Below are 25,803 nucleotides of genomic sequence, written 5' to 3'. Positions count from 1 at the left end.
CATTAGAAAGATGACAACTTTGTAATGTGATTGTCATGCTTGAAATTAAGCAATTTGTTTAAGATTTTCAAAGCGACATAGAGGCAATCATCATGAAAAAATTGAACTGGCTGATGTTAACAGCCTTGCTATTCGGTAATAGTACTTTTGCACAGCCCCCTGCTTTGAATCAAGTTTATTCGTTAGATCTTAAAACTGCGCATCTGCTAGCCGACAGTGCGAAAGAGGCCTGCAAAAAACTAAATCAAAATATTGCGGTCGTTGTTGTAGATCGTGGCGGTAATCCTTTAACTGCCGAACGGCATGAACTGGTGGGCCCGCATAATTTAATGGCTGCCGAGAAAAAAGCCTATACAGCTTTATCTACCAAAACCTCGACCTTGGTTTTAAGCCAAAACAGTAACCAAAACCCTGATGCAAAAAATTTAACCACCGTAGCAAATTTACTTTTGTTAGGCGGCGGCGTACCTGTCCGTTTTGAGAATCAAGTGATCGGCGCAATTGGCGTTGCGGGTGCTGGCGGTGCACAAAATGACAATCAATGCGCAAGCAAAGCCATTGAAACTATTTTTCATTCATAAGGAGCTTCAACATGCCTAAATCATTTATTGCTTTATCTTCGTTATTTATTGCTTCAGCTACGTTTGCTCAAACTAATCCGCTAAGTGTGCATGTGTTAAATCTAGAAACAGGTTTGCCCTCTTCACAAGTTGAAGTTGTTTTAGAAAAAAATACCAATAACCAATGGGTTAAACTCAACCAGCAAGTGACCGATTCAAATGGTCGTATTACTGCGCTCTATCCAGAAAACAAAAAACTAGAGCAAGGAGTTTATAAAGTTACCTTTAAAACTGAAGACTGGTTTAAAAAGAACAAACAACAAACTTTTTTTGCTGAAGTACCTGTAATTTTTAAAGTGGATGGAAGCGTAAACCACTACCATATTCCGTTACTACTTAGCCCTTACGGTTATTCAACCTATCGAGGCAATTAAAATAGAAAACCCCTTTATCTGTTATGCACAAATAAAGGGGTTGATTAAAAGCGATTGATTTTACGAACAAACACCATCACTAATGACCGATTTTTTATTTGAATCCAGCGCCACAATTGAAGAAGAAACCGTATTAATAATTTGAGTCATGGCCTCACTTGAAGCACTCACAATCGCATCCATTTTTTTAGCTTTTTGATCAATCGGCTGCTTAAACGCAATTCGACAATTCAACTGCGAGCCTGCATTAGTGATGACTTTTGCATTATTTGACTCTAATTGAGTTGGCGGTATTTGACGCTTCACCACCCAAAACACCGCAATATTAATATAGCTTTTATCTACAATATCAAAATGAGAAAAGTCTGTAGAAACTCGATATAAAGGTTGGTTGTTTCCAGCAAGACCACTGCTATAACTATCAATTGCCCCTAATTTTTGCTGTAAACCCGCCGACAAGGTATCGCGTAATTGCGTACCCATAGTCGATGTCCAGCGTTCATTATTTAACACCGTAGACTTACCACTACTGTCTTGTAGCACTAAAGGCGCACGGTCCAATCGGTCTGGAATCCCGACGGGTAATACTTCAATCACCTGCACAGTTGTTTTTGTAGCCGCAGTGATTTTAGGAGACATCGTATAATAGTTTGGTGTTGGCGAACTCGAGCAGGCCGTCATGGTAACTGCCGTTAAAAACAGGCCACTCCCAAGCAGCCATTTGACTGCTTTAGGATGCTGAAAAGATAGAGTGTTTTTATTTTTCATCATCGGTCTCTGGTGTTTTACCACGAATAATTGATTCAGGGTGTTGTTCAATATAATCTGCCATTAACTGCAATGAAGCTGCTGCACGTGTCATTTGCTGCAATGCTTTACGTACATCTTGTTGTAACGGCGCATCACTCGACAAAATAGACTCAGATGATCTTACCGTTTTACGGACATCGTCTAGCGTTGCTTGTAAACCAGGTGCAACTTTTCCATCTAACTGTTTAACCAGTTTATCGGTAGAGGCAATGGCTGTGTTCATATTGTTGAGCGTTTTACGTACATCTTGCCCAATCTCAACTAACGGGAACTTCGTTAACTTGTCAGCAATCTGAGAAACTTGTGCTTGTAAGCCACTGAGTTCGGTCTGTGTAGTTGGAATCACTACGCGATCATCACTCAAAATTTGTAATTTGGCTGGTTTAGCTTTAGGGAACTTATCTAGGGCAATATAGTTTTGACCCGTGAGTAAGTTGCCTGTTCTCATTTGAGCACGCCATCCGTGTTCAACAAAGTCTTTGAAGATTTCACTATTCGGATTAAGTGCCAAACCTTTTTCAACACGTGAAGGATAAAAGACGGCATCAACACGCATACGCATCTGTTTATAGTCGTTAGTAAATTCGGCATTAATCGCTTTAACATTACCAACTTCAATGCCCATGAAGTCAATTGGCGCACCGACTGCCAATCCACGCAATGAATGATCAAAATACATAATCACACCACGAGGTTGCCCATCCGGATCTTTCAATGCATCAGATTTTGAATCCCAAAGATTAAAGCGGCTATGATTTGCTGCTGTGGTCGCATGTGAGTTTTCAGGGTATCCAAAAGCAATACCACCCGCAACAATACTTGCAAGCGACTGAGTATCTAAATTAAAGCCAGAAGCATTTAAGGTCACATCAATCCCACTTGCCTGCCAGAAACGTGCATCGGTGGTTACAAACTTGTCATACGGCGCGCGAATAAACGTTTGCAGCTCTACAGTTTTACCATCATCAGATAATTTATAGGCCGTAATTTGTCCCACATTAATTCGACGATAATAAATTGGAGAACCAACATCTAAAGATCCCAAATCGTCTGCATTTAAGAAAAATATTTTTCCGGGCACATCTGAAGATATGACTGGCGGTATCTCTAACCCAGTAAATTCAAGTTTTTTCTCCTCAGACTTACCTCCATCCACTTCAATATATGAACCTGACAATAAAGTATCGATGCCCGAAACCCCACTCGTCCCAATGCGTGGTCGCACGACCCAAAACCGTGAATCTTTTGCTGCAAAGTTACTCGCGTCTTTACGCAAATCAATTCTGGCAATCACGTGTGAGCGGTCTTCTGAAAGATCAATCTGTCGTACTAAACCAATATCCACCTGTTTATAACGGACCGTTGTTTTACCAGCAACCAGTCCCTCAGCCGTCCTAAAAGAGACGTCAATTGTAGGACCGTGAGACAAGAGCGCTTTTATCGCTAATGAAAGCGCGATTAAAAGAGCAATCAATGGAATAAGCCAAATTAAAAGAGGCTTCCACCGACTTTTCTTTTCTTGAGGTTCTGGTAAATCATTCATGCTATCCAGTTCAATATCGGTATCACGACGATCTGAGTTACCAGGGGTTATTTCATTTTCAGACATACTCATTGTTCTTTTATTGACTTGGATTAATGGAATCATTATTCAACGGCGGGTGTTCTGCCTGAATAATCGTTGGTTTTTCTGAAGCAAAAGAAGAAGGTTTGTTTGTATTTTGAGATGCGTAGAAGTTATCCCAAATAAGTCGTGGGTCAAAACTTAAAGATGCAAACATCGTTAACACCACAACCGCACCAAAAGCAATCGAACCTGGCCCTGCTAAAATAGTAGCAAGCGATTGAATCTGAATAAGCGCTGTTAATAGTGCCACCACAAACACATCAATCATTGACCAACGACCGATAAATTCGACAATTCGATATAATTTAACGCATTGCTCAGGTAAAAACTTCCAAGCTGCTGATTGTTGAAGATATACCGCTACCAATAAAAAATACAAAATTAGTAGCTTCAACATGGGAATAAAAATACTGGCCATGAAAATGACCACAGATACCAGATAGTCTCCGCTTTTCCAGAAGTAAATGACACCACTCATGATGGTATCTTGCTGACTACCTAAAAGTGAGTCAGTTACTGTCATTGGGAGTACATTGGCTGGAATATAAAGAATAGTTGCAGCCACCACTAAGGCAAAAGTTCGATTTAAACTCGCTGGTTTACGTGAATGCAGTACGCTATTACAGCGAATACAACGTAACTCCTGATGGCTTTGGCCTAGACGTCTTTTTTCATTTTGAGCAGAATTTACGACACCACAGCAGTGACACACAATTAATGACAGGTCTTTAGCTCTTGGATATTGCTTAATTATCGAACCTTGTTGCGAGCTTTTTGTTGGGGTCACGTTTTTTATCGTTTTCATGGCAGTGACCTATCAATTTCATTCCATATATCACTCACCTTTATAGAAGTAATATAAACCAACAACACACTCAAGATCGCAAATGCCCATAAAGCAATCTCGGGAATGACTAACACCATTCCTATTAACTTTACGAGCGTGACCAAAATCCCGATTAAAAATACCTCAACCATTCCCCACACTCTCATAAAAAAAAGTGTACGTAAGGCAATCACCAAAAATACGGGTCTTCTCTTCAATATACTCACTGTACCTAACACATAGGAAAGTAATAAAAGATAGGAAAGCGGCACAATAAAAGTAGTAATTAAAATAAGTATGCCAACGAAAGCCCGATCATAATGAAACATTACCCAAACCGCACCAAGTAAGGTAGTTTCAGAGATATTTCCCTGTAATTCAATTTTTACGATAGGAAAGCTATTGGCAAGAATAAATACAATTAATGCCGTTAAGATTAAAGCCAATAATGTCGAAAAAGGCTTGGTGTGCCGATAGAGTTCAGCGCCGCAACATACGCAATAAGCTCTTTTTCCATAAGCAAGCGGGGTTCTACGATAGACTGTATCGCACTCCTCACAACCTGCTAATTCTTTAAGCCGCATAGTTATACTCTGAAATTTATAATTTTTACTGTGTCAGAACTGCTTGCTACAACGCTTGCATAAAATTCTACGTCTAAGCAATGTGCCAAACTAATCTCATTTCTTCAAGAGAAAATTGAATAACGACTCTACGGTCTAGTTTATTAAATTATATAAATAACAGAAAAGTATATAAGAAACCCCTTTCTTAAAAAGGGGCCTTAATTGATTTAAACCAAAGAAATCATCAGTAAAAAGTAATCCCAAAGCTTATCTCGATCATCTATCTGATTCTTCCCTGCAAGCTGAACCATTGCCCCATCAATCAAAAATAAAAACATATAGGCATCTTGGACTGAGGCAGTCGATTTTAGCGTTAAAAGTAGCTTATGAATTTCATTAATTAACCAGTTACGATAATCAATTACCACCTTATAGGCATTAGGATAGAGCTTTTCAATTTCAAAAATGGCTTTAAATGGCAAATGGTAAAATCCCTCTAGATGGGCATGCAGAAAATAAATCTCCTTGAGTTTATCGAGCACCATTTGCTCACGATAAGAATTGAAAATTGAAAGTACTTTTACTTTGAGTGCATCTGTTTGAAAAGTAAGGCTCATCTCGATGAGTCGTGCTTTTGAATGAAAGATGTTATAGAAAGTGGCTTTGGGAATTTTGGCCTCAGCAATAATGCGGTCAATACCCACCTTATTAAATCCATATAAATTAAATAAGTCTTTTGCTGTGTGAAGCACTCTGAGTGCTCTAAACGAAGATTCTAAATTTTTCATGTATACCGCTTAAAATAATTTTTTGTTGTATATAAAAGAGAGAAAAATGCCGTCACTCTTAAAATGAGTGCTAAATACAGGCATGCAAAAGCCGCACAATAATAGTGTGCTCGCCCATCTCTGGTTTATTGTTGCTATGTTTTAGTCGTACTGATTCTTAAGGTGTCGAAACCTAGAGTCGGTTAAAACGTTTTAAAGACCAGTTGGGTATAGATGTAAAGATTTTGGCAAAGGTTGCCAACGAGAGAGAAGAAATAGTACGCATAGAGGACTCCTCATGTCTAAAGAAGTTCTACCGAATTACTGTCAAATAATTATGGTGGCAGAACGAGAGAAGGTTGACAGACTGGTTAGACGCCAGCACACCCGAGGGTGTCCCTCTCCCGTCCTACCGCAACGGGAGGAGACGAGAAGCTTACACACAAAACTATTCCTCAGAAGGAATAATTCTGATGCGGTCTAAATCAGCCTGTCAAAGCCGGCTGACAATGTAGGTCAGCAGGCAAAGGATAATCGGCAAGGTTTAGAGTGTCAATGTAAGGTTGAATAGAAAATAGTTAAATAATTATTGTTTTTCATTCAATTAGATGTTGCATCTTAATAATAACCAAGTTCAACTTTAAAGAAGCTAAACATTTCAACCCATATAATTTTTTGCAGATAAAAATTGATTAAAACAAAAAAGCCAACTCTTTCGAATTAGCCCTAATTACCTCACGACCACGTCTGTGAAAATTGCTTTTGATTTTATTGTTCGCAACAATCTTCATCAATTTTTGTTATGAGTTTAAATTATCCTTTCTTTATGACAATTCAATTAAAAAATACCGTAATTTTCCCAAAAATAAACTTGATACATAAAATGTAATTTTTGCAGAAGTCGCTCCCGCTTTAAAGGGATGCATATTTTAAAGGCACTCCCTCTTAGATCACTTATAGTGATTTTGTAGAAGTGCTTCTAAACAGAACTTTTATAGATATTTTTATGCTAATTAAGAATCTCATTATCTGAGGCGTCTTCTTTGTTTAAAATCCGCCCTTCTTGTTTCGGTCGAATTAACGGCGCAGTTGGTCGTGGATGATGAGCATGTGTATATTGCAAACCAACTCCGGCATATACGTCGTCTGCCGCAATTTCAGTTTCAAATCGCTCATTATCAAGATCTCGAATTTCGTCGCTAATTCTTACGACTTCGTCTTCATCTACGCCAAGTTCTTGTAAAATCACTTCGCCAAACTTAATTGCAGACTCAAACGTTTCACGAATCATAAAGTCTACTTTTTGTTTGACTAAATGTAGTGAATGCTCGCGGTCATATGAACGGACTAATAATTTCGCTAAAGGAAACTCATGGCTAACGAGTTCAACAATTCGATTGGTCGTTTCCTTACTGTCTACACACACCACAATCGCTTGCGCTGTTGCAGCGCCAGAAGCATGCAGAATATCTAAGCGACAGCCATCGCCATAATAAATTTTAAAACCAAATTTTTCAGCGTTTTGAATCATGTCAGTATTATTATCAATAATGGTGACATCTACGCCTCTTGCTAACAAGAGTTGACTGGTTACTTGCCCAAAGCGTCCAAATCCAATCATTAAAACACTACCGCTTAACCCGTCAGCAACATTCACGTTTTCTAGTGAAACATTGGCTTTCGTCTGAGTAAAACGTTTAAAAATAATACCTACAATTGGCGTCAACACCATTGAAAGTACAACAATAGCGGTGAGATTAGATTTAACCGTACTATCGATGACTTGTGCACTGAGTGCGGCAGAGAAAAGTACAAAGGCAAACTCACCTCCTTGAGCCATGAGCAAAGCGCGATCCAAGGCTTCTGTGTGAGGACTTTTAGTTATACGGGCCACTATATAAATCATGAGCGCTTTGACAAACATTAGAGCAATTACGCCACTCACAATAAGCTGCCAGTTTTGAGCGACAACTGATAAATCCAACGACATACCCACGCCAAGGAAAAACAGGCCTAACAAGATTCCTCGGAATGGTTCAATATCCGCTTCAATTTGATGTCTAAATGTTGATTCAGATAAAAGTACACCCGCTAAAAAAGCACCCATCGCCATGGACAAACCGCTGACTTGCATGAGTAACGCGGCGCCCAACACCACCAATAATGCGGCGGCAGTCATGACTTCTCGGGCTTTGGCAGCAGCTAAGAGTCTAAATAATGGGTTAAGTAACCAATACCCTGCCGCAATAAGACCTGCAATTGCGATTAAACCAATTCCTATATTTTCCAAACGTACCGATGTGCTTTCGACCACATGATTCGGTGCCATAAAAGCGACAATAGCCAGCAATGGCACAATGAGTAAATCTTCAAATAGTAAGATAGCTACAATCTTTTGCCCACGTGGCTGAGTCAAATCACCACGGTCACCTAATAATTGCATCACAATCGCAGTCGACGTTAAGACGAACCCTGCCGCACCAATAAACGCCACTTGCCACGTAAAACCAAATAATAGCCCTACGCCAGTCAAAGCCAGTGCACAAATAATGATCTGTAGTGTACCTAGACCAAAAATTTCGCGTCTAAGACTCCACAAATGTGATGGTTGCATTTCCAAACCAATCACAAATAGGTACATCACAATGCCCAACTCGGCAATATGCAAAATTGCGGCAGAATCTTGAAAAAAAGCAAAACCGAATGGGCCAATAATCAGCCCTGCAATTAAGTAACCTAATACTGAACCCAAACCAATACGTTTAAAAATAGGAACTGCAATGACAGCCGCTGCCAATAAAACCACTGGGGCAACCAAGCTAATTGAATGCGCTTCTGAGCTCATACATTTCTCATTTTATTTATCTGCAAATTATTCTAAGTGAAACTTGGTGTAAGGGCGATTATTAGTTTTGAGAAAAAGTATCCTAAAAATAAAATGGCTTAAATCCTCCGAAAATAAAAATTGAGCCTAGAGATACAAATCAAATATTCATAAATAAGCACTCATAAAAAAAGCCCTTACGGGCTTTTTTTAATTAAGCAATAAATTTCAACATGAGCTGAATAACTGTTGCATTAATTAAATCGACAAAGAATGCCCCACAAAGTGGAACAATCAAAAAGGCCTTATGCGATGGACCATACATGTTGGTAATGGCTTGCATATTTGCAACGGCGGTTGGTGTCGCCCCCATACCGAAACCACAATGACCTGCTGATAACACTGCTGCATCATAGTTTTTGCCCATAACACGGAATGTCACAAATGCTGCATATAGCGCCATCGTAATCGTTTGAGCACCCAAAATTACAACTAATGGGCCAGCTAAGTCGGCAAGTTGCCAAAGCTTTAATGAAAGCAATGCCATTGCTAGATAGAGTGACAACGACGCATTACCAAATACATCAATCGCACGGTCGAAAATATCAATTTTCAGCACGCTCTCTAAAATATTTCTTAAGATAACGCCGCCACCGAGTGCCCAAACGAAAGTTGGTAACTCAAACCACGTTCCCTTACTAAAGCCCGTCATAAATTCAGCAAATGCTAAACAGGCTGCAAACATACCCAGCGTAGTAATCGCATTGTCTGCTGTAATTAAACGAACTTGATGCGGGTTTTCAAACGGTGCAAGATCATCTGAGTTTTGTTCAAGATGCGTATCACGATTTTGGATTTCAGCATTGGTTTTTGCTTGAGCAAGGCCATAACGGTTGATAAGCAATTTTGCTAAAGGACCACCGATCACACCACCAATAATCAAACCAAAAGTAGCACTCGCCATCCCTAATGCTAAAGCACCTTGAATACCATGTTGGGTTTCTAAAATTTCACCCCATGCACCAGCTGTACCATGACCACCTGTTAAGGTAATTGAACCTGCAATTAAACCAATGAGTGGATCAAGACCGAGTAAAGTCGCAAGACTCATACCTACAGCATTTTGCACAACAATAAATGACGCTACACAAACCAAGAAGATGACTAAAGCCATACCACCTTCTTTCAGCTTCATAAAATTGGCACTTAAACCAATTGAAGCGAAGAACACGAGCATAAAGCTTGTTTGTAGTTCACTACTAAAAACAATGCTGTACCCCCACAAAGTGTGGATGAGTAAAGAAACTACAGCAGCCACCAAACCACCGGCTACAGGTTCGGGAATATTGTAGCGTTTTAAAAAATCAATCCGATTAACAAGAAAGCGGCCCAACAACAAGACGATAACCGCCGAAATTAGTGTATAAAAACCATTAAAAACAAATTCCATATATACTACTTTCTAATAACATTCCTAACGGATTGTAAAATAATTATATTTTTATTTTTAATATGTAAAAAAAACACAAATAAACTTTACAAAACTACGCTACCAATATTTTTTTATTATTCTTAAAAATAGCTTAAATTTTTAATATTTTAAATTATTTTTTGATCTTAAAACAATTTAATTATTTATTTTCAATAACTTGTGTAAAACAACCCTTGATTAAAAATAATATTCTCTTGATATCTTAAACAGAAAATCCTGTCTTTTGGGTCACTGAACTCATCTTTTATTCCATTTAATATCCGTAAAAGACCAGCTCGTCACTGCTCTGGGCAACATCTTTACAGGTTTTATATTCAATGAGTTTATTGCTTAAAGTTCGTCAGAACGTTCCACAGCTACAATCTATTAAAAAATCTCTGCAGACACGTGCTGGTCAAAAAATACCTCACATGCTGATCAATGCATCAGATCTCTTTTTCAGAGGCCCTCAAATTGCCTTGTCAGGAAAAACACCTTTTGATGTGATTTATAAGCATGAAATTATTAGCTTACGCCATTATAGAAATGAGACTGACACATCTACACCTAAACACCGCGTACCGTTAGTAATCGTTCCACCGCTAGCAGTGAACATGCTCATTTATGATTTGTTTCCTACGCGTAGTTTTGTACGCTATTTTTTAGCGCAAGGTTTTGATGTCTATTTAATCGACTGGGGTGTCCCAACTCGGCACCAAGCAAAATACAATTTCGGCACTTATATTAAAGTTTTCATACCAGAGATGTTAAAGCAAGTTCGCTTGCACAGCGGTCAACAACAGCTTTCTTTACATGGTTGGAGTTTAGGCGGTGCACTTTCACTCTGCTATACCGCATTGTTCAAAGATAAAGATATTAAAAACCTCATTATTCTTGCTTCCCCTATCGACACACATAAAGCGGGTTATATGGGGAAACTCTACGGTAGTCTTACCAAACCTGCCGAATGGGTTCGTAAGCATACGCCGTTTCGTATTCGCCATCATGTACCAAGTGAAGCATTTCATATCCACGGCTGGCAAAATACCCTTGGTTTTAAATTAACGGACCCGATTGGAAATCTGAAAACATATTGGGAACTTTTTAAAAATCTTGATAACCGAGAGTTTATTGTCGACCATGCAACTTCAAGTTCATTTATCGATAATATGCTGGCTTACCCAGGTGGAGTCATGCGCGATATTATTCTCCGCTTCTGGATTGATAATGAACTGTCTAAAGGCGTCGTTAAGTTTGGTGAGCTTACAGCCTATCTAAAAGATATTGAATGTTCAGTACTCGCAGTAGGTGGCAGCACAGATATTATCGTGACCGCTGAGGCTGTTAAGCCGCTTATGGATTTGATTAGTAGCGAAGACAAAACCTTTAAAGTCTTACCGGGTGGCCATATGGGTGTTGTTTCGGGTAGCCAAGCACCGACTACAGTCTGGCCAGAAATGAGTCAATGGTTAGTTGAGCGTTCAGATTAATCCATTAAAATATTAGCGAAAACCAGTCTAATCAACTTAGATTGGCTTTAATTCTCACTAAATTTTTAAAGTTTTGCACAAATCTTCTAGAACTGCGTTGATCTCTTTTGTAACGTTCTAGAGGAAAAAGTTAAAAATTTATGGGTCAAAGATTATGGGTAACTGGGTGGATATTTCAAAAGATACCAATACTGGTATCGAAACAATCCGTGCCCATTTTACGGGTCATGCCTATGACCCTCATTGGCATTCAAGTTATTTAATTGGCGTAACCGAATCTGGTGTTCAGCAATTTCATTGTCGTAAAAAACAAATTAATAGTCATGCTGGACAAGTCTTTATGCTTGAACCAGAAGAAATTCATGATGGAAATGCCCCTGCCTCTGATGGGTTTACCTATCAAATGCTTTATCTGCACCCAGAATGGTTGAAACAACGTATTCAGGGCTTATTTCATAACAGTCCTGATCATTACGAGTTAGTCATTGATGCACCATTAAAATCCGATGAGCAACTTGCAATTATTACGTCACAAGCATTTCAGCATTTGCATTATAAAGAAATGAATATTGTGAAAGACAATAGTCTGGACTTGCTAATTCAATATATTGCCCAAGGGAAATGGTTAAAAAGAGCTCAACAAACATCGTCTATGCATGGTCCTCGGGTCGCCCACCAAATCCGAGATATTCTGCATGACCATTTATTTGATGATATTGGATTAGAAGAGATTTCAAATATGATCGGCCTAGACCGATATCATATTCACCGTATTTTTAAAGCTGCCTTTCACTTGGCTCCTCACCAATATCTGATTCAACTCAGACTTACACGAGCAAGAGAGCTACTTTCCAGAAGCATCTCACCTGCACAAGTTGCTTCAGATTTATGTTTTGCCGATCAAAGCCATTTGAGCCGCTGGTTTAAGCGTTGCTATGGTTTAACTCCCGCCGCCTATAGAAAAATCTGCACAAATCTTTAAGATTAATAGTTTAAATTAACTCATCTTATAGTTGCTCTTTAGTGAAGCCGATAAAATAAGAAATCTCACTATATTTTCATTATTTACGATTATTAATGTAATTATTCAAATAAACAAACTTCATAATTATAAATTCAAGTATTCATCATAAAATATATACTCCTCATAATTGTTTTTTTAATAACAATATTTTTTTATTATAAAGAACTTAAAAGATCGATGTTACTTTTTGTTATTTATGTAAAGTTTGGCTTACTCCTTAAATCAACATAAACAACTGAAAAATATATATTTAATATAAAATCAGCTTTGTAATTTTTGATTATTTTTTAAACAAATGTAGGCATTCTCTTACAACTATGTAAGCCAAAACCTACAACACAACTCATTGTTTTTCTTATAATTAATTTCAGTACATATAAGCACTCTTTCCTATTAAATAGAAAGCTTAATATTAATAAAGAGATCTGGAGAAAATGATAAAGTCATCTTTATTAATAGAAAAACTCTTAATAATAGAAAAAGAATCTCAAAAAATTAATATGTACTATCTTTCCTCTGGAAACAGAGGAAAGATAATTTTTTAATCATCAGATAGGGTATAGAAAATGTTTATTGCAAAAAATATATTTGTATATTTACTATCAATGTTAGCTTTATGCTTACTGATTATTCTTTTTAACTATATAGGAATGAACGAGACGATTAATCTCCTTCTCTCTTCCACGCTTTTTGGGATATTTATTACTTGGTATTTCAAAGGTAGTGGACTGTGCCTTGCTTTATTTGGCTTTTTTTATTGGGCAATGTTTGTCATTAGCCAAAGCCTAGAAGTGATATGGATGCTTGCCACTACAGTTATTGTATATTTAGTGATGACTAGAATACTACCTAAACTCAAGACCATCCATATCGGTGTAATAGCCAAATAGCTAAAACGGGTTCACACCCCGATTCACCATACCTACTCTCTTAACTGTCTTAATTTTGGTTTGCTCAGCAGTAACTAATTCTTTGATGAAAGCTTTTAAATTTTGCTCATCAAGACGAATCGGATTAAAAGTAGTTTCTCCCATTTTTAGAAAAAAAGATTCAATATTGGTATTGCGTTGCACATATTTCATTGACCATTTTTTAAAAGAGTTTTGTTCAATGGAATATGTGCACAACCATTTAACATTGTGGTGTCTTTCATCATTTGCAATTTTTTCAAATAATGTTTCAACTATCTCTTGTTCACCTTCTAAACATTGAAAGAAAGCATTATCAGCATAATAGAGTACGCCACAAATTTGATTCAAATCATTGAAATCTCTAGCTTCTGTCAAAATATCACGTAGATCTTGCAACAAATCTTCATTTTTTTCGTTTCGTTGACTGGCATAACACAGGCGAACGTTCATTAGCAATTCCGTGAAATATAAAATTTCTTTATTTAAAGATTTTTTAATCTAACATACATCTGTTACTAATAATTTATATTTCACATATATTTTAAAGTTTACATTGAAATTAAATGAGTAATTACATGTACTTATAATTAAATATTTATTTTTATATAAAAATAAAAAGCCCTCTTATTTAGGGCTTTAATGATTAAAAAAAATATCAATTTCTTTAAAACCAAAATAAAAAAAAGCACTAAAAAGTGCTTTTTTTGTTTGCTGTATATTATTGTGGAATAATATTTACAGCATTTGGGCCTTTTTGCCCTTGAGTAACAGTAAACGTTACACGCTGACCTTCGTGCAAAGTTTTGAAACCTGAACCAGAAATTTCTTTGAAGTGAGCAAACACATCTGGACCATTATCTTGTTGAATGAAACCGAAACCTTTAGTTTCGTTAAACCACTTAACTGTACCACTTACTGTATTAGACATGATATATCCTACTGATTTCTAATATTTTAGAATCATTAAACAAATAATGACCCTATCATAACTTTGAAAAAAGAATAACAAATTGAGCTTAATATCTTAAAAAACGAAGGATTATGACTAAAACTACGATACTTAAAAGAAGATTTACTAACAAGACTTTTTTCTAGTTAACTAAATCATACAGGAAATAAATTTGTATTCAAGGCTTTTATTTAAATAATTTCCAAAACGTAACTTAAATAAATAGAAAACAATAGCTTAAAAAAATATTAAGAAATTCAGCATATTGTATAAGTAAAGAATAATCTATTATTTAATATACAACCATGCAAAAACAGAAATCGAAATATCTATTTATAAAATTATTTCAATCGCCAATAAAAATTTATCTCTAAAAATTATAGATAATAAAAAAACTCCTAAATAGGAGCTTCATCTTTTATTCAATGGCAGAGGATCAAGGACTCGAACCTTGACGAACGGTTTTGGAGACCGTCATGCTACCATTACATCAATCCTCTATATTCATGACTAAACCCATTAGATTTAATCATAAAAAAAGCAAGATCATTGTCTTGCTTCTTTCAATGGTGGGGGCGAAGAGACTCGAACTCTTACACCTTGCGGCGCTGGAACCTAAATCCAGTGCGTCTACCAATTTCGCCACGCCCCCATCTGGGACATTTATTTAAAATAAATGTGGCAGAGGATCAAGGACTCGAACCTTGACGAACGGTTTTGGAGACCGTCATGCTACCATTACACCAATCCTCTTCCAAGATCTAGATGACTTAACATCTACATCAACCTTAAGTTTCTAACTTAAAGTGGTGGGGGCGAAGAGACTCGAACTCTTACACCTTGCGGCGCTGGAACCTAAATCCAGTGCGTCTACCAATTTCGCCACGCCCCCGATGGCTGTGTATATTAGCGATAAGATCTAACAGTGACAAGTGTTTTTTTTCTAAAAAAAACTAACCGTGTAAATTGTATACAGATACTAGATCAATGATTTTTATCAATTTGAATCTGCTTTAAGCAATTTATTGCTTCACTGGCATTTGAAAACCGATTTTGCTGCTGTTTTTGTAATAAACCTGTGAGCAATGGATAAAAATTGAGAAACTGCGGAGGCAATTGAATGCTTAATTTTTGGCAATGTAATATTGCCCAATCACGATAACTGGTTGCTTCTAAGCGAGTTTGGGTTAACCATTCATATAAAACGATACCCAATGCATATAAATCGCTTTGTATGCTCTTATACCCTCCTCGAAATAGTTCAGGAGCCATATAACGAGGTGTTGCATCCATGATTGATTCTTGACTTGAGATAGGCCTTGTTTTCTCAAAATCAATCAAATAAGGCTTTTGCTGAAACTTTCTAAAATGTTCTGTCTTAACGTCTCCATGAATCCAGCCAAATTCATGCAGTTCAGCAAGTTTATTTATTGCGAACCAAATCTTTCGATATACATCATTAAAAACAGTTTCGTTATTCAATGAATCAAACCACACATCACTATCAGGTAAAATCAGAACTTTACCTAAAGACTGGCCTAACTGAGGAATTAAACTGACTTCAATCAGTTTGTAAGGTAAAAGCCATGTTGAGTTCTTAAGGTTAATTTCTTTGTAAAATAATTGCTCATGCAAAAAATCTTGCTCACTTTGAGCATGGGTTTCAGGCAAATGATATTTTAACCAGTAATTCTTAGTGTCTATGGTACATGTCCATAAACACCGCCCTAACACTGCACTTGCTGGCTTGGTCACACATATTAAGTTTTCTATGGGGGAAGCAAAATCATGCTTCAGCATAGTAGGACTCAGGCTGTTGTTTCTTTTCTTCAAAACGCAAAAGCTCTAAACAATGCTGAATTGTTTTACCAATACGAGCATGCGTCTCAATTGAAGAAATTTTTGGCCAAGTCGCGCGTTCTCCTTCCCTTTGCAAACGTTTAAACAAATGTGGACGCGGATTTTGCAAAGTATAGGTATAGTGACTTAGGCTATATTTAGCAATGATATTTACATCACCATAATAACGTTGCCCCATTACACCATATCCATGATCTAACAATCTTCTGACTGGGGATATAGAACCAAGTCGCTGACGTGTAAAATCCATAACGCCCATTGATAGCACTTTACCTTGGCGTCTTAGAATTCTTTCAGGCCAACTTAGTACGTCTTTACGAAAGCGATCCGCATCATTTTGCATAAATGGAACAATATGGGGGTTAACTTGACTCGCAATTGTGTAGTTTAAATTGTAAAGCCGTGCCATTCTTTCTTGAGGGAAATCACTTCTTACGCTTCCATCCACCCACTTTGTATTTGCCATATAAGGTGTATGCTCACCATCATAACGTTTACTGGTTAAACGTACGGGTGGGAACAAAATTGGCACAGCACATGAAGCCAATACCGCACTCCACACCAAAACGTTCGGTGTCATAATGGCGTTCATAATCCGCGGGTTTTCTGTTGCATCATACGGCGCTACAGCAACATTAATATTCAAACCTGATTTTTTAAAGGCCTCTTCAAAAGTAAGATCGCCTAAATTTTCAATTAGGAATTTTTTCAAATAGTGAACATCGGCAATCCCACCATTGCCTTTAATAAGTTCACGGAATTTTCTGAAATGAAAAGCGTCACTAAAGAATTGTTCGCCATTTAATAAGTTTTGAACATCTTCACTAGCAGACGTTCCCAGCATACCTGTCATAATTGCTCCAGCACTTGAGCCAGAGAGTACTTTAGGCATCAAGTCTTGTTCAATTAGAGCTTTACATACCCCAGTATGAAACAGACCTAAAGTCGCCCCACCCGAGAACATAAGTGCGGGCTGTCCGTATGCCTTTTCACAGTTTTCAAAAAACTCAATTTTTTCTTTTCTTTGAAAGGTGAGGCATTCACTTGAAGCAATGTAAGCCAAGCTTTGGCTTACCTCATCAATATAGTCTTCAATTAACTTTTTTGTTCCCACATGCGTTGCAGCAAAAAGCATGGGGTGACCAATATTTGCAATATCATAGGTTAGACCTTCTTTGAGTAAATAGATGAGGTCTAGTGTTCGATGTTGCTGACGATATCTTTTGAGTAAGGTATACCGATAAGAAATGAGCTCGGCATCGAAGTAAGGTGAACTATTATCAAATTTCCACTCTTGTACCCCTGTTTCTTCATCTAGCTTTAGGGCAAAAGACTTCCATTCTTCATAAGATTCAGCCATGTCTAATTGACGTTGTAATTTTTTGATACGGTAAGCCTGATGTGGATTCATATCACTTCGTAATTTTTCAAACATAATTCGTCCTCATCTTCTCAGATGATTTTACTGAATAGACATGACAACACTATGCTCGGTCTGAACATTTCAATCAATTGCAAAACCGATAAAGTGTATAGGCAATAAGTTTTTTGTCAGCCTGTTAATTTCGGTGTTAGTATCCTAGTAAATTACTGTTTAACATGATTGATTAACCATGGCTACCATTGATTTACCAGAGAATTTAGTTCAAACATTATCACTTGTATTAAATCAGCTACAGCAGGTCTTACCTGAACCTCGAGAAGAGACAGATTTTACTGCACCTGCTTTTAGATGGGAAAATCAGCAACTTAAAGCCATCTACACACCGAAAAATATTTATCTTGATGACTTAAAAGGCATTGAGCGTCAAAAAGAAAAAATCATCCAAAATACTTTGCAATTTTTAAATGGCCTACCGGCCAATGATGTGCTTTTAACGGGTTCGCGTGGTACAGGAAAATCTTCTATCGTTCGCGCTTTATTAACTGAGTATGCCCCTCAAGGATTACGTTTAATCGAAATTGAACGTGATGATTTAGCAGACTTACCTAAAATTCAAAAACTCATTCAAAATCGACCTGAAAAATACATCGTCTATTGTGATGACTTAGCTTTTAACGCTGAAGATGAAAATTATCGCAGTTTAAAAAGTGTATTGGATGGTTCATTACAATCTGGTTCAACAAATTTTATTATTTATGCAACTAGTAACCGTCGCCACTTGTTACCAGAATTCATGCATGAAAATACACCTGTAACCAAGGTCGATGTTCCACAATATACTGAGTTACATCCGCAAGAAGCGATTGAAGAAAAGATCTCTTTATCAGATCGGTTTGGTTTGTGGTTATCTTTTTATCCTATGGACCAAAATTTATATTTAGAAATCGTAGAACATTATCTTGATAAAGCGAACATGCCTTTTAATGACGAAGTTCGTGCTGAAAGTTTACGTTGGTGCCAGATGCGTGGTCAGCGTTCTGGTCGAGCTGCTTATCAGTTTTCTAAGCATTGGATTGGTTTAAATGCGTTAAAAGAGCTAACCAGTTCTTCCAAATAAAATAAAACGGCTATTTCAATAAAAATAGCCGTTTTTTTAAGTATTAAGAATTTACTGGAATAGATAACTCGGTCATTGGCCAACGTGGTGTAGTCGTGACAGCTAAACCATCGTGTTGGCCGGCTTTTAAACGCTGATAACCTGCAAAAGCAATCATTGCCCCATTATCAGTACATAAAGCAGGCTCGGCATAATAAACTTGTGCTTTAATTTTCGCCAAGGAAGTTTCTAATTGCTCACGTAGTCTTAAATTTGCACTGACTCCACCGGCAATAACTAAACGTTTAAGTCCAGTTTGCTTTAAAGCTTTTACTGATTTTTTTACCAAGGTATCTACAATTGCTTCTTGGAAGGAAGCAGCAATGTCCGCGTCTCTATTTTCACCATTCAATTTTTTCAATTGAACAGAAACGGCTGTTTTTAAACCACTAAAAGAAAAATCTAGACCTTGATGAAGCATAGGTCGTGGAAATTCAAACGCTAATGGATCACCAGATAATGCAAGTTTTGCGATATTTGGCCCACCTGGATATGGTAGGCTCATCATTTTTGCAACTTTATCAAAAGCTTCACCTGCAGCATCATCAATAGACTCACCCAATAACTCATATTGACCAATAGCATGGGCTGCCATCAATTGTGTATGCCCACCTGAAACCAACAATGCCACAAATGGAAATTCGGGTGGTTGACTTGAAAGTAATGGTGCCAACATATGCCCTTCCATATGGTGTACACCAATAGCAGGCTTATTTAAAGAAAAAGCTAAAGTTCGTCCAAATAAGGCGCCTGTCATTAATGCTCCCATTAAGCCAGGACCACGCGTATACGCGACTGCATCAATCTCTTGTTTTTTTACACCACTTTGCTCAAGCAATTGATTCATTAAAGGAATTAATTTACGAACATGGTCGCGAGAAGCAAGTTCAGGTACTACCCCACCATATTCGGCATGAAGTTTAATCTGGCTATAAAGAACCTGTCCCCGTAAGCCGAGTTCGCTATCATAAAGTGCCAACCCTGTTTCATCACAAGAAGTTTCCAAGCCTAAAACAATCATCAAAACTGCCTTTTATATGAGTCAAAATATTGCAATCGCTATTATAGACTTGTGATATGAGTTGTAAATGAGTAAAATACTGACCTTCACTTGTGATCCGGCGCAATGGTGTGCCTGATCTTATCCATAATCTAGAGGATTTTACATGCCACAAGTTAAGTTGAAAGAAGGCGAACCAGTTGACGTAGCTATCCGTCGTTTCAAACGTTCATGCGAAAAAGCTGGTGTTTTAGCTGACGTTCGTAAACGCGAATTCTACGAAAAACCAACTCAAGAACGTAAGCGCAAAAAAGCTGCAGCAGTTAAACGCTACCAAAAGAAATTGGCTCGCGAATCTGTACGTACTACTCGCCTTTACTAATTAATTTGTGATTGACTGCTGAATTATGACTACTTTAAAAAACCAAATTACTGATGCATTAAAAACTTCTATGCGTGCCAAAGATATGGCAACAGTGACGGTTTTGCGTAGTCTACAAGCGGCAATTAAGCAAATCGAAGTCGATGAGCGCAAAGAGCTTGACGACGCTCAGGTTCTTGCGGTCATTGAAAAGCAAATTAAACAACGTAAAGAATCGATCAAAGCCTTTGAAGGTGCTGGTCGTAATGATTTAGCTAGTAAAGAACAAGCCGAAGCTGAGATTATCTCTCAGTTTCTACCAGAAGCTATGACTGAGGAAGAGCTTGATTCTCTCATTGAGCAAACGATTTCTGCTCAAGAAGCAACTAGCATGAAAGATATGGGTAAGGTGATGAATTCTCTACGTCCGATCATAGCCGGGCGTGCCGATCCTGCTCAAGTTTCAGCAAAAATTAAAGCTAAATTAGCTTAATCCCCCTCTTTTCTTATTCTTTCTTAGATTAAACTTTCATTTACTTGTAAGTTTAAATATATCTACGTCTACGAAAATTATAAGGTCAAACTACAGATCTAAATTTTCATTCGTCGTTCATCTTGCATTTGTTTGAGTCGACTATCTATTCTAGCTGACATTGCTTGATTGTCTTTTGCTAATCGTTGAGCATGCAACATTGATTTAATTGCATTTTCTTCACTACCTGACCAATACTCTGCTTCAGCCCGATAGCGTAAAACATTAACCGCTCTTAAAGGTGCATTCTTATCCAAATTAGCGGCTTGCTGTAAAAATTGCCAGCCTTGTATATCTCTCGGATTCTTATTAATAAATCTTTGAACCAAGGTTTGGACTTGCGCAAATTTACCTTGACGTAGCAACACTTCAGCCAACTTATAACTAAAAGCTTTATTTTCAGGCATCGTCATTTGTGTAGCAGCAATCGTAGTATAAGCTTGATCTAATTTGTTTTGACCCAAATAAATATCTGTCTGCAATAATGCCACTAGAGGCTTTCCACTAGATTTCGCTTGATCTAAAGTAGACTGGGCTTGAGCATAATCACCTTGTCTTGCATAAAATGCTGCTAAAGCAATCAGACCAGCAATATTCTTTTGAGCGGCCAAACTTTGTAGTTGGTTTTCAGTTGCCTGATTTGCAACCACCATGGTGTACCATTTTAGAATCTCAAAATCAGCATCATATATACGGTTTTTAACTCTCGGCATCTGGTTTGCACGAAGGCGAGCTTCACTCATACGCTCAGTCGTCAATGGATGAGTCAACCAGAAGTCTGGTAAAAAACTCACTCGACTTGTAGCCCTATGCATTGTTTCAAAGTAATCTGCCATACTTTGTGGGTTATAACCTGCCGCATACATATATTGCATGCCGATACGGTCTGCTTCACGCTCTTGATTGCGACTATACGTTAATTGCTTGTCCATGAGTGCAGCTTGCGTTCCAAGCATCACTGCTGCGCCCGCATCACCACCACCCTGTGCAGCTATAGCCACACCTGCCAAAAGTCCCGCTAGACTTAATAAAGTTTGACCCTTAAAGGCTTCTTCAGAGCGACTAAAATGTCTTTGTGATACATGGGCAATTTCATGCGCCATCACTCCAGCAATTTCATCAATATTACGAGCTGAAGCAATAAGCCCTGTATTGAGTGCAAATAATCCACCCGGCACAGCAAAAGCATTAATTTGGGGATCTTTGATAACAACTAGACCAATTGGCTGTCCAAGCTGAGTTTCGCTTAAGATACTCGAAAATACCTGAAAAAATTGGTCTTCTAACCAGACATCTTGAATGACTGGCATTTGTTTGTGAACTTCCCGAAAAACTTTTTCACCAATAAATTTTTCTTTTTGTTGATCAAGCAAACCGATCCCACTTCCAATATTTGGAATTTCCACCTGATTTGCAGATGGTTGAGGGTCAAAAGGCTGCGCGTACGAAGCATTTGTTATAAAAGCCGTACTTAAAATAATTGGCAGAAATCTCAAAAGTTTTTCTCTATTAAAATTAAACCATCAAAAAAGTCTACTGATATAAAACATAAAAAATTATATTCAATCAATAGACTTTTACTATATCACTCGAGATAGTTTAGTTTTGCAATGAAGTGTTATTCATCATTTATGCAAAATTTGGATTTACCAAATATCTAGGAGTTTTATCTTCTAAGGCTTCAACTAGATTTTTATAAGCAAGATTTGCCATTTTTTTACGGGTCTCTGCAGTAGCTGATCCTACGTGAGGCAAAGTAACCACATTAGGCAATTTAAAAAGCGCTGAATCTTGCAAAGGTTCTTTTTCGTACACATCCAAACCGGCTGCAAAGATCTCCTCACTTTGTAAGGCCTCAATCAAAGCTTGCTCATCAACCACTGAACCACGCGCAATATTAATAAAAATAGCGTGCTTTTGCATAAGCTCAAATTGAGCTTTGCCCATTAAGGCTTTTGATTCATTATTTAAGTCAACAGCGGTTACTACAAAATCCGACTGTTGCAGTAATTCATCCAAACCAAGATATTGTGCTTTTAAGGGCTCAGCCAATTCAGGCTTTTCACGGCGATTATGGTAAACAATATTCATGTTAAATCCGTAAAAACCCCGGCGTGCAATTGCAGCACCAATATTACCAAGTCCTATAATTCCTAGGGTCTTTCCAAAAACGTCCAAACCGAACTGCTGAGGCCCTACTGTTCTTTTCCATTCACCTTGTTTAGTCCAATGATCAAGAAAAGGAACTTTTCTAGCAGCGCTTAGTAATAATGTAAAAGCAAGATCAGCAGTTGTTTCAGTTAAAACGTGAGGGGTGTTTGATAACCAGATTTTTCTTTGATTTAAGTAAGCCACATCATAATTGTCATAACCTACCGTTACAGATGAGATAATTTTTAGTTTTTGAGCCGGCGCAAGATTACTTTCATTAAGAAGTCTCCCAGCACCAATCATTCCATCAGCATCTACAACTTGCTGGCGTATTTGCTCATTAATATCACCCAATTTTGGGTTAAGAAGCACAACCTGATAATCCTGTTGTAATCGAGACAAAATTTCTTCATCAATTTGGCTAAAAACTACAACTTTTTTCATGTAAATCCCTACTACTCGTTGTTATCTTGCATCAATTGCCATAATCTTTTTTTAAGGAGCGGTTTATCCAACATCTCTTTTAAACTTACCAAGTGAATAATATTGGCATGTTGAATATAAGAACATTCACCCAAACACAAAATTTTCTTATCTGCTGCAACAGCATCTAAAAATCCTTGAATATATGAACCTGCACCACGTTGGTCTTGATAGCTAGCCAAAGGGAATGGCCATTTCAATTCAGCATATTGCCCTATTTTTGCTTTTTGAATGTTACTCCAAAGCTGCTTTTCTTCATCAGCTAAATTGGTAACATCTAAAAAAATGACACACTTTTCAAGTGCAAATGCTTGCAACTCAAATGAAGCAACCGTAATCGTTGGAACGTGTACCTCATTACGAGGTGGCACAACAGGCGGAACTTCTGCTGGAATTGGGGCCACAATTTCAGGTTCAACTTTGGGAATTTCGTTGACTTGTGGTTTTATGGGTTGTTCAAGAGCTAGATTATTCTTAGAAGGCAGTATAATCGGCTCAACTTCTGGAGCAGTGTGATCTCGCCAGAGGCTTTGAGCATTATTTTTTTGGCACGCCTGTGTCTTAGGAACCCATACGTCAATCCCTAAAGTCGCCAATATATTTCTTTGCTGCCCAATCATTTGTAAATCAATACCTCTACTCTATCTACATTCTAACGGGCTTGAGTTTTTTTTTCAGTGTTTTATTTCATTCAATTATTTTTATAATCGTATATGTCTTTTAAATAATCATCACACTATTTCTTTTTTGCATTTGATCGACAATTTCTTCTGTCTCAAAACCAAAACGCCAATAAAGCAATTCAAGGACATCTAACTCATCTTGCGTGATAATACGATCGCTCCACAGACACATTTCTGCAATTGCTAGAATACTTAGACGGTCACGCAATAATAAACCAGCAATATCATTTAAAATTTCAGCCAGATCTAATGGCTCATCTGAAATTTCATCATAGATGTACATTTCATCTGGGTTAAGTAGTGAGCGCAAAATACGCTCACGTACTTCTAACTGATTTGGACTATTAATTTGCTGAACATGAAGCAATGCATCAATCAAACGAACAATTTGAGGTTTTACTTCTTCAAATGCAGTGGGCAAATGTAACGGCATCAAATTCAATTCATATTTAACCCGCTCCAGCAAAAGTGCATCTAATAGGCCAATCTCACCATCTTCCTGAATAATCAGGGCCAGTTTTGTCAAAAATTGACGCGCAATACTTGCAGGTATATGACCGATATTTTTACAAGCATCGTGAAATATCTGAATATGAATACGTCCATCCAGATTCAATAATGCATCTATAATGGCATGACTAACTGGCGCATCTTTTGGAATGAATTCTCGATATTGACGAATCATCAAAATCGCGACCATCACCTCGCGTGAACCCGTCGCAGTTTGTAGTGCTCGCTGAATTAATTCAGGACGCTTCTTATTTCGACGTACGTCACTACTCAGAGGCTTAATAGCATCATTTAATGCAAAGCTAATCGGTGACAGTCTTAACAAAGGTAGAGGTTGCGGAGATGACCAGGGAACATAAATTTCTTTCTCAGATTCTTCCAAGAAATGAAATAAGCTAAACAATGGACGATTACGAAGTTTCTTTAAATTTTCTAATTGCAGATCTTGTAGTAAAGTCGGATTTAACTCATAAATACGTTCACGAATACTCGGATGAATATTCATCCAGCTTTGTGGGCTCAGTGAGTTAGCAAAACACATGTGTGCGATTGACTCTGAATAGGCACTATGAATTTGCGAACCAGAGTGGTGAACATAAATACGCAACAAAGTTTGGGTGTTCGCATTATTTTTTAATAACCGTACTGTTTTTTGATCATTACGGAATGTACGTCCACTCAAAGTCAAATATTTAATAAAACGAGTAATCAGCACGCCTAAGCTTCCGGCTAACCAAATTACCCCACCCACAGCAACAAAAACTGTTTCAAACTTATGTTTATAACCTGGGCTATAGCGCTTAAAACCTTGTTTGGCTAATTTACTGCCCCACTGACTAAAAGTTGTTAAACCACTATATAAAATCTTTAATTTCGTATTTTCAACAGCCTCACCCGATAAAATCTGATTAAACTCATGGCCTAATAAACCATATAACTCAAGCTTATCCAAATTTTGTAAAGCGCCCCAGGTCAAAATAATGACAATATCTTTAGGATGAAAACCTGCTGTAAGTGCATTTACACCTACTTCATCAGGTAAAACATAGACGGTTGGTACTTTTAGGGAAAAAGTTTGCGCCAAGTGTTCTGTAATTTTTAATGCGGCGAGTTCTTCGGGAGTACTTTCCTCTTTCACCAAACGACGTGCTTTAAGTTGTTTTGCTAATGAGTGCCCACCTTTACGCAGAATATAAAGTTCGGTAACTACTGACCAAACCATAATAAAAAGTAATAGTGCGACAAAATAAGGACTTAAAGTATGCCACCAAATTGGTTGGCTATAATCAAAAAAATGGACGAGTAAACCTAAAATTAAATTTAAAATAAAAATAGTCAGCAACACGGCAACCAAACACATAGTGATGGACCATGCCATATTTTTATTTTCGATTAGATAGTGGCTTACTTCTTTCAATGTAAAT

Annotated in this window: 24 protein-coding genes and 4 tRNA genes; 8 read left to right on the top strand and 20 right to left on the bottom strand. The window is 37.5% G+C overall.

Annotation, left to right across the window (positions count from 1 at the left end):
- Window positions 1–113: 113 nt before the first annotated feature.
- Window positions 114–581, top strand: a complete 468-nt coding sequence (locus F931_RS06130) for a GlcG/HbpS family heme-binding protein (protein WP_080649582.1) — start codon at window positions 114–116, stop codon at window positions 579–581.
- 11 nt (window positions 582–592) lie between these two features.
- A complete protein-coding gene (uraH, locus tag F931_RS06125) occupies window positions 593–994 on the top strand; it encodes a hydroxyisourate hydrolase (protein ID WP_005046214.1) in 402 nt (133 codons plus the stop codon).
- Between the two features lie 60 nt (window positions 995–1,054).
- On the opposite strand, the gene F931_RS06120 is transcribed toward uraH, so the two are convergent.
- From F931_RS06120 to gltS, 7 genes are all read right to left on the bottom strand, one after another.
- Window positions 1,055–1,762, bottom strand: coding sequence for a PqiC family protein (locus F931_RS06120; protein ID WP_016140531.1), 708 nt, complete (start codon window positions 1,760–1,762; stop codon window positions 1,055–1,057).
- On the bottom strand, window positions 1,752–3,419 hold the full coding sequence (pqiB, locus tag F931_RS06115; protein ID WP_031945485.1) for a PqiB family protein: 1,668 nt from the start codon (window positions 3,417–3,419) through the stop codon (window positions 1,752–1,754). Before pqiB ends, F931_RS06120 begins: the two co-directional genes overlap by 11 nt.
- Before the next feature lie 7 nt (window positions 3,420–3,426).
- Window positions 3,427–4,236, bottom strand: a complete 810-nt coding sequence (locus F931_RS06110; RefSeq protein WP_016140529.1) for a paraquat-inducible protein A — start codon at window positions 4,234–4,236, stop codon at window positions 3,427–3,429.
- Complete coding sequence (pqiA, locus tag F931_RS06105; protein WP_016140528.1) at window positions 4,233–4,841, bottom strand: paraquat-inducible protein A; 609 nt, start codon at window positions 4,839–4,841, stop codon at window positions 4,233–4,235. The genes F931_RS06110 and pqiA overlap by 4 nt, the downstream gene beginning before the upstream one ends.
- 209 nt (window positions 4,842–5,050) lie before the next feature.
- Complete coding sequence (locus F931_RS06100; protein WP_016140527.1) at window positions 5,051–5,611, bottom strand: TetR/AcrR family transcriptional regulator; 561 nt, start codon at window positions 5,609–5,611, stop codon at window positions 5,051–5,053.
- Between the two features lie 988 nt (window positions 5,612–6,599).
- Window positions 6,600–8,435 (bottom strand): monovalent cation:proton antiporter-2 (CPA2) family protein, encoded by a 1,836-nt coding sequence (gene kefBC / locus F931_RS06095; RefSeq protein ID WP_016140526.1) that lies wholly within the window; start codon window positions 8,433–8,435, stop codon window positions 6,600–6,602.
- Between the two features lie 193 nt (window positions 8,436–8,628).
- Window positions 8,629–9,864, bottom strand: coding sequence for a sodium/glutamate symporter (gene gltS, locus F931_RS06090; protein WP_016140525.1), 1,236 nt, complete (start codon window positions 9,862–9,864; stop codon window positions 8,629–8,631).
- Window positions 9,865–10,223: 359 nt separating this feature from the next.
- Between gltS and F931_RS06085 the strand changes: the two genes are divergently transcribed.
- From F931_RS06085 to F931_RS22350, 3 genes are all read left to right on the top strand, one after another.
- Entirely contained in the window at window positions 10,224–11,375 is a 1,152-nt protein-coding gene (locus F931_RS06085) for an alpha/beta fold hydrolase (RefSeq protein WP_016140524.1), read from the top strand.
- A gap of 154 nt (window positions 11,376–11,529) precedes the next feature.
- Window positions 11,530–12,357 carry an AraC family transcriptional regulator gene (locus F931_RS06080; protein ID WP_016140523.1) on the top strand — a complete coding sequence of 276 codons (828 nt, stop codon included), beginning with the start codon at window positions 11,530–11,532 and terminating at the stop codon, window positions 12,355–12,357.
- Between the two features lie 608 nt (window positions 12,358–12,965).
- Window positions 12,966–13,289, top strand: a complete 324-nt coding sequence (locus F931_RS22350; RefSeq protein WP_016140522.1) for a hypothetical protein — start codon at window positions 12,966–12,968, stop codon at window positions 13,287–13,289.
- Here the strand turns inward: F931_RS22350 and F931_RS06070 are convergent, their stop codons facing one another.
- From F931_RS06070 to F931_RS06035, 8 genes are all read right to left on the bottom strand, one after another.
- On the bottom strand, window positions 13,290–13,760 hold the full coding sequence (locus F931_RS06070) for an AnBLUF65 family BLUF photoreceptors (RefSeq protein WP_016140521.1): 471 nt from the start codon (window positions 13,758–13,760) through the stop codon (window positions 13,290–13,292). It abuts the gene before it with no gap.
- A 268-nt stretch (window positions 13,761–14,028) separates the two neighbouring features.
- A complete protein-coding gene (cspA, locus tag F931_RS06065) occupies window positions 14,029–14,238 on the bottom strand; it encodes a cold-shock protein (protein ID WP_003650775.1) in 210 nt (69 codons plus the stop codon).
- A 447-nt stretch (window positions 14,239–14,685) separates the two neighbouring features.
- A tRNA-Trp gene (locus F931_RS06060) sits at window positions 14,686–14,759 on the bottom strand.
- A gap of 67 nt (window positions 14,760–14,826) precedes the next feature.
- Window positions 14,827–14,911, bottom strand: a tRNA-Leu gene (locus F931_RS06055).
- Between the two features lie 27 nt (window positions 14,912–14,938).
- Window positions 14,939–15,012 (bottom strand) — tRNA-Trp (locus F931_RS06050).
- A 54-nt stretch (window positions 15,013–15,066) separates the two neighbouring features.
- Window positions 15,067–15,151 (bottom strand) — tRNA-Leu (locus F931_RS06045).
- A 92-nt stretch (window positions 15,152–15,243) separates the two neighbouring features.
- A complete protein-coding gene (locus F931_RS06040) occupies window positions 15,244–16,059 on the bottom strand; it encodes a protein kinase domain-containing protein (RefSeq protein ID WP_016140520.1) in 816 nt (271 codons plus the stop codon).
- The gene (locus tag F931_RS06035; protein WP_016140519.1) at window positions 16,046–17,554 is read right to left on the bottom strand and encodes a DUF3336 domain-containing protein; all 1,509 of its coding nucleotides are present in this window, start codon (window positions 17,552–17,554) and stop codon (window positions 16,046–16,048) included. Before F931_RS06035 ends, F931_RS06040 begins: the two co-directional genes overlap by 14 nt.
- A gap of 178 nt (window positions 17,555–17,732) precedes the next feature.
- Here F931_RS06035 and F931_RS06030 point away from each other — a divergent pair, with 178 nt between their 5' ends.
- Window positions 17,733–18,620, top strand: coding sequence for an ATP-binding protein (locus F931_RS06030; protein ID WP_016140518.1), 888 nt, complete (start codon window positions 17,733–17,735; stop codon window positions 18,618–18,620).
- Window positions 18,621–18,663: 43 nt separating this feature from the next.
- Here the strand turns inward: F931_RS06030 and tsaD are convergent, their stop codons facing one another.
- The gene (gene tsaD, locus F931_RS06025; protein ID WP_016140517.1) at window positions 18,664–19,680 is read right to left on the bottom strand and encodes a tRNA (adenosine(37)-N6)-threonylcarbamoyltransferase complex transferase subunit TsaD; all 1,017 of its coding nucleotides are present in this window, start codon (window positions 19,678–19,680) and stop codon (window positions 18,664–18,666) included.
- Window positions 19,681–19,825: 145 nt separating this feature from the next.
- Here tsaD and rpsU point away from each other — a divergent pair, with 145 nt between their 5' ends.
- Both rpsU and F931_RS06015 read left to right on the top strand, forming a co-directional pair.
- Window positions 19,826–20,041 (top strand): 30S ribosomal protein S21, encoded by a 216-nt coding sequence (gene rpsU, locus F931_RS06020; RefSeq protein WP_001136722.1) that lies wholly within the window; start codon window positions 19,826–19,828, stop codon window positions 20,039–20,041.
- Between the two features lie 25 nt (window positions 20,042–20,066).
- Window positions 20,067–20,513, top strand: a complete 447-nt coding sequence (locus tag F931_RS06015; RefSeq protein WP_016140516.1) for a GatB/YqeY domain-containing protein — start codon at window positions 20,067–20,069, stop codon at window positions 20,511–20,513.
- Between the two features lie 98 nt (window positions 20,514–20,611).
- Here F931_RS06015 and F931_RS06010 read toward each other — a convergent pair whose 3' ends face one another.
- The 4 genes from F931_RS06010 to F931_RS05995 all read right to left on the bottom strand — a co-directional run bounded on the left by F931_RS06010 (window position 20,612) and on the right by F931_RS05995 (window position 25,796).
- The gene (locus F931_RS06010) at window positions 20,612–22,039 is read right to left on the bottom strand and encodes a M48 family metalloprotease (RefSeq protein WP_080649578.1); all 1,428 of its coding nucleotides are present in this window, start codon (window positions 22,037–22,039) and stop codon (window positions 20,612–20,614) included.
- A gap of 142 nt (window positions 22,040–22,181) precedes the next feature.
- A complete protein-coding gene (gene tkrA, locus F931_RS06005) occupies window positions 22,182–23,147 on the bottom strand; it encodes a 2-hydroxyacid dehydrogenase (RefSeq protein WP_016140514.1) in 966 nt (321 codons plus the stop codon).
- Between the two features lie 11 nt (window positions 23,148–23,158).
- Window positions 23,159–23,806, bottom strand: a complete 648-nt coding sequence (locus F931_RS06000; RefSeq protein WP_016140513.1) for a hypothetical protein — start codon at window positions 23,804–23,806, stop codon at window positions 23,159–23,161.
- A 100-nt stretch (window positions 23,807–23,906) separates the two neighbouring features.
- Window positions 23,907–25,796, bottom strand: coding sequence for a M48 family metalloprotease (locus F931_RS05995; RefSeq protein WP_016140512.1), 1,890 nt, complete (start codon window positions 25,794–25,796; stop codon window positions 23,907–23,909).
- Window positions 25,797–25,803: the final 7 nt, after the last annotated feature.

Origin of the sequence: Acinetobacter pittii ANC 4050 (genome assembly GCF_000399685.1) — a bacterium.
In the GTDB taxonomy this organism is placed as follows: Bacteria; Pseudomonadota; Gammaproteobacteria; order Pseudomonadales; family Moraxellaceae; genus Acinetobacter; species Acinetobacter pittii_E.
This window is presented reverse-complemented; position numbering and strand designations above follow the sequence as displayed.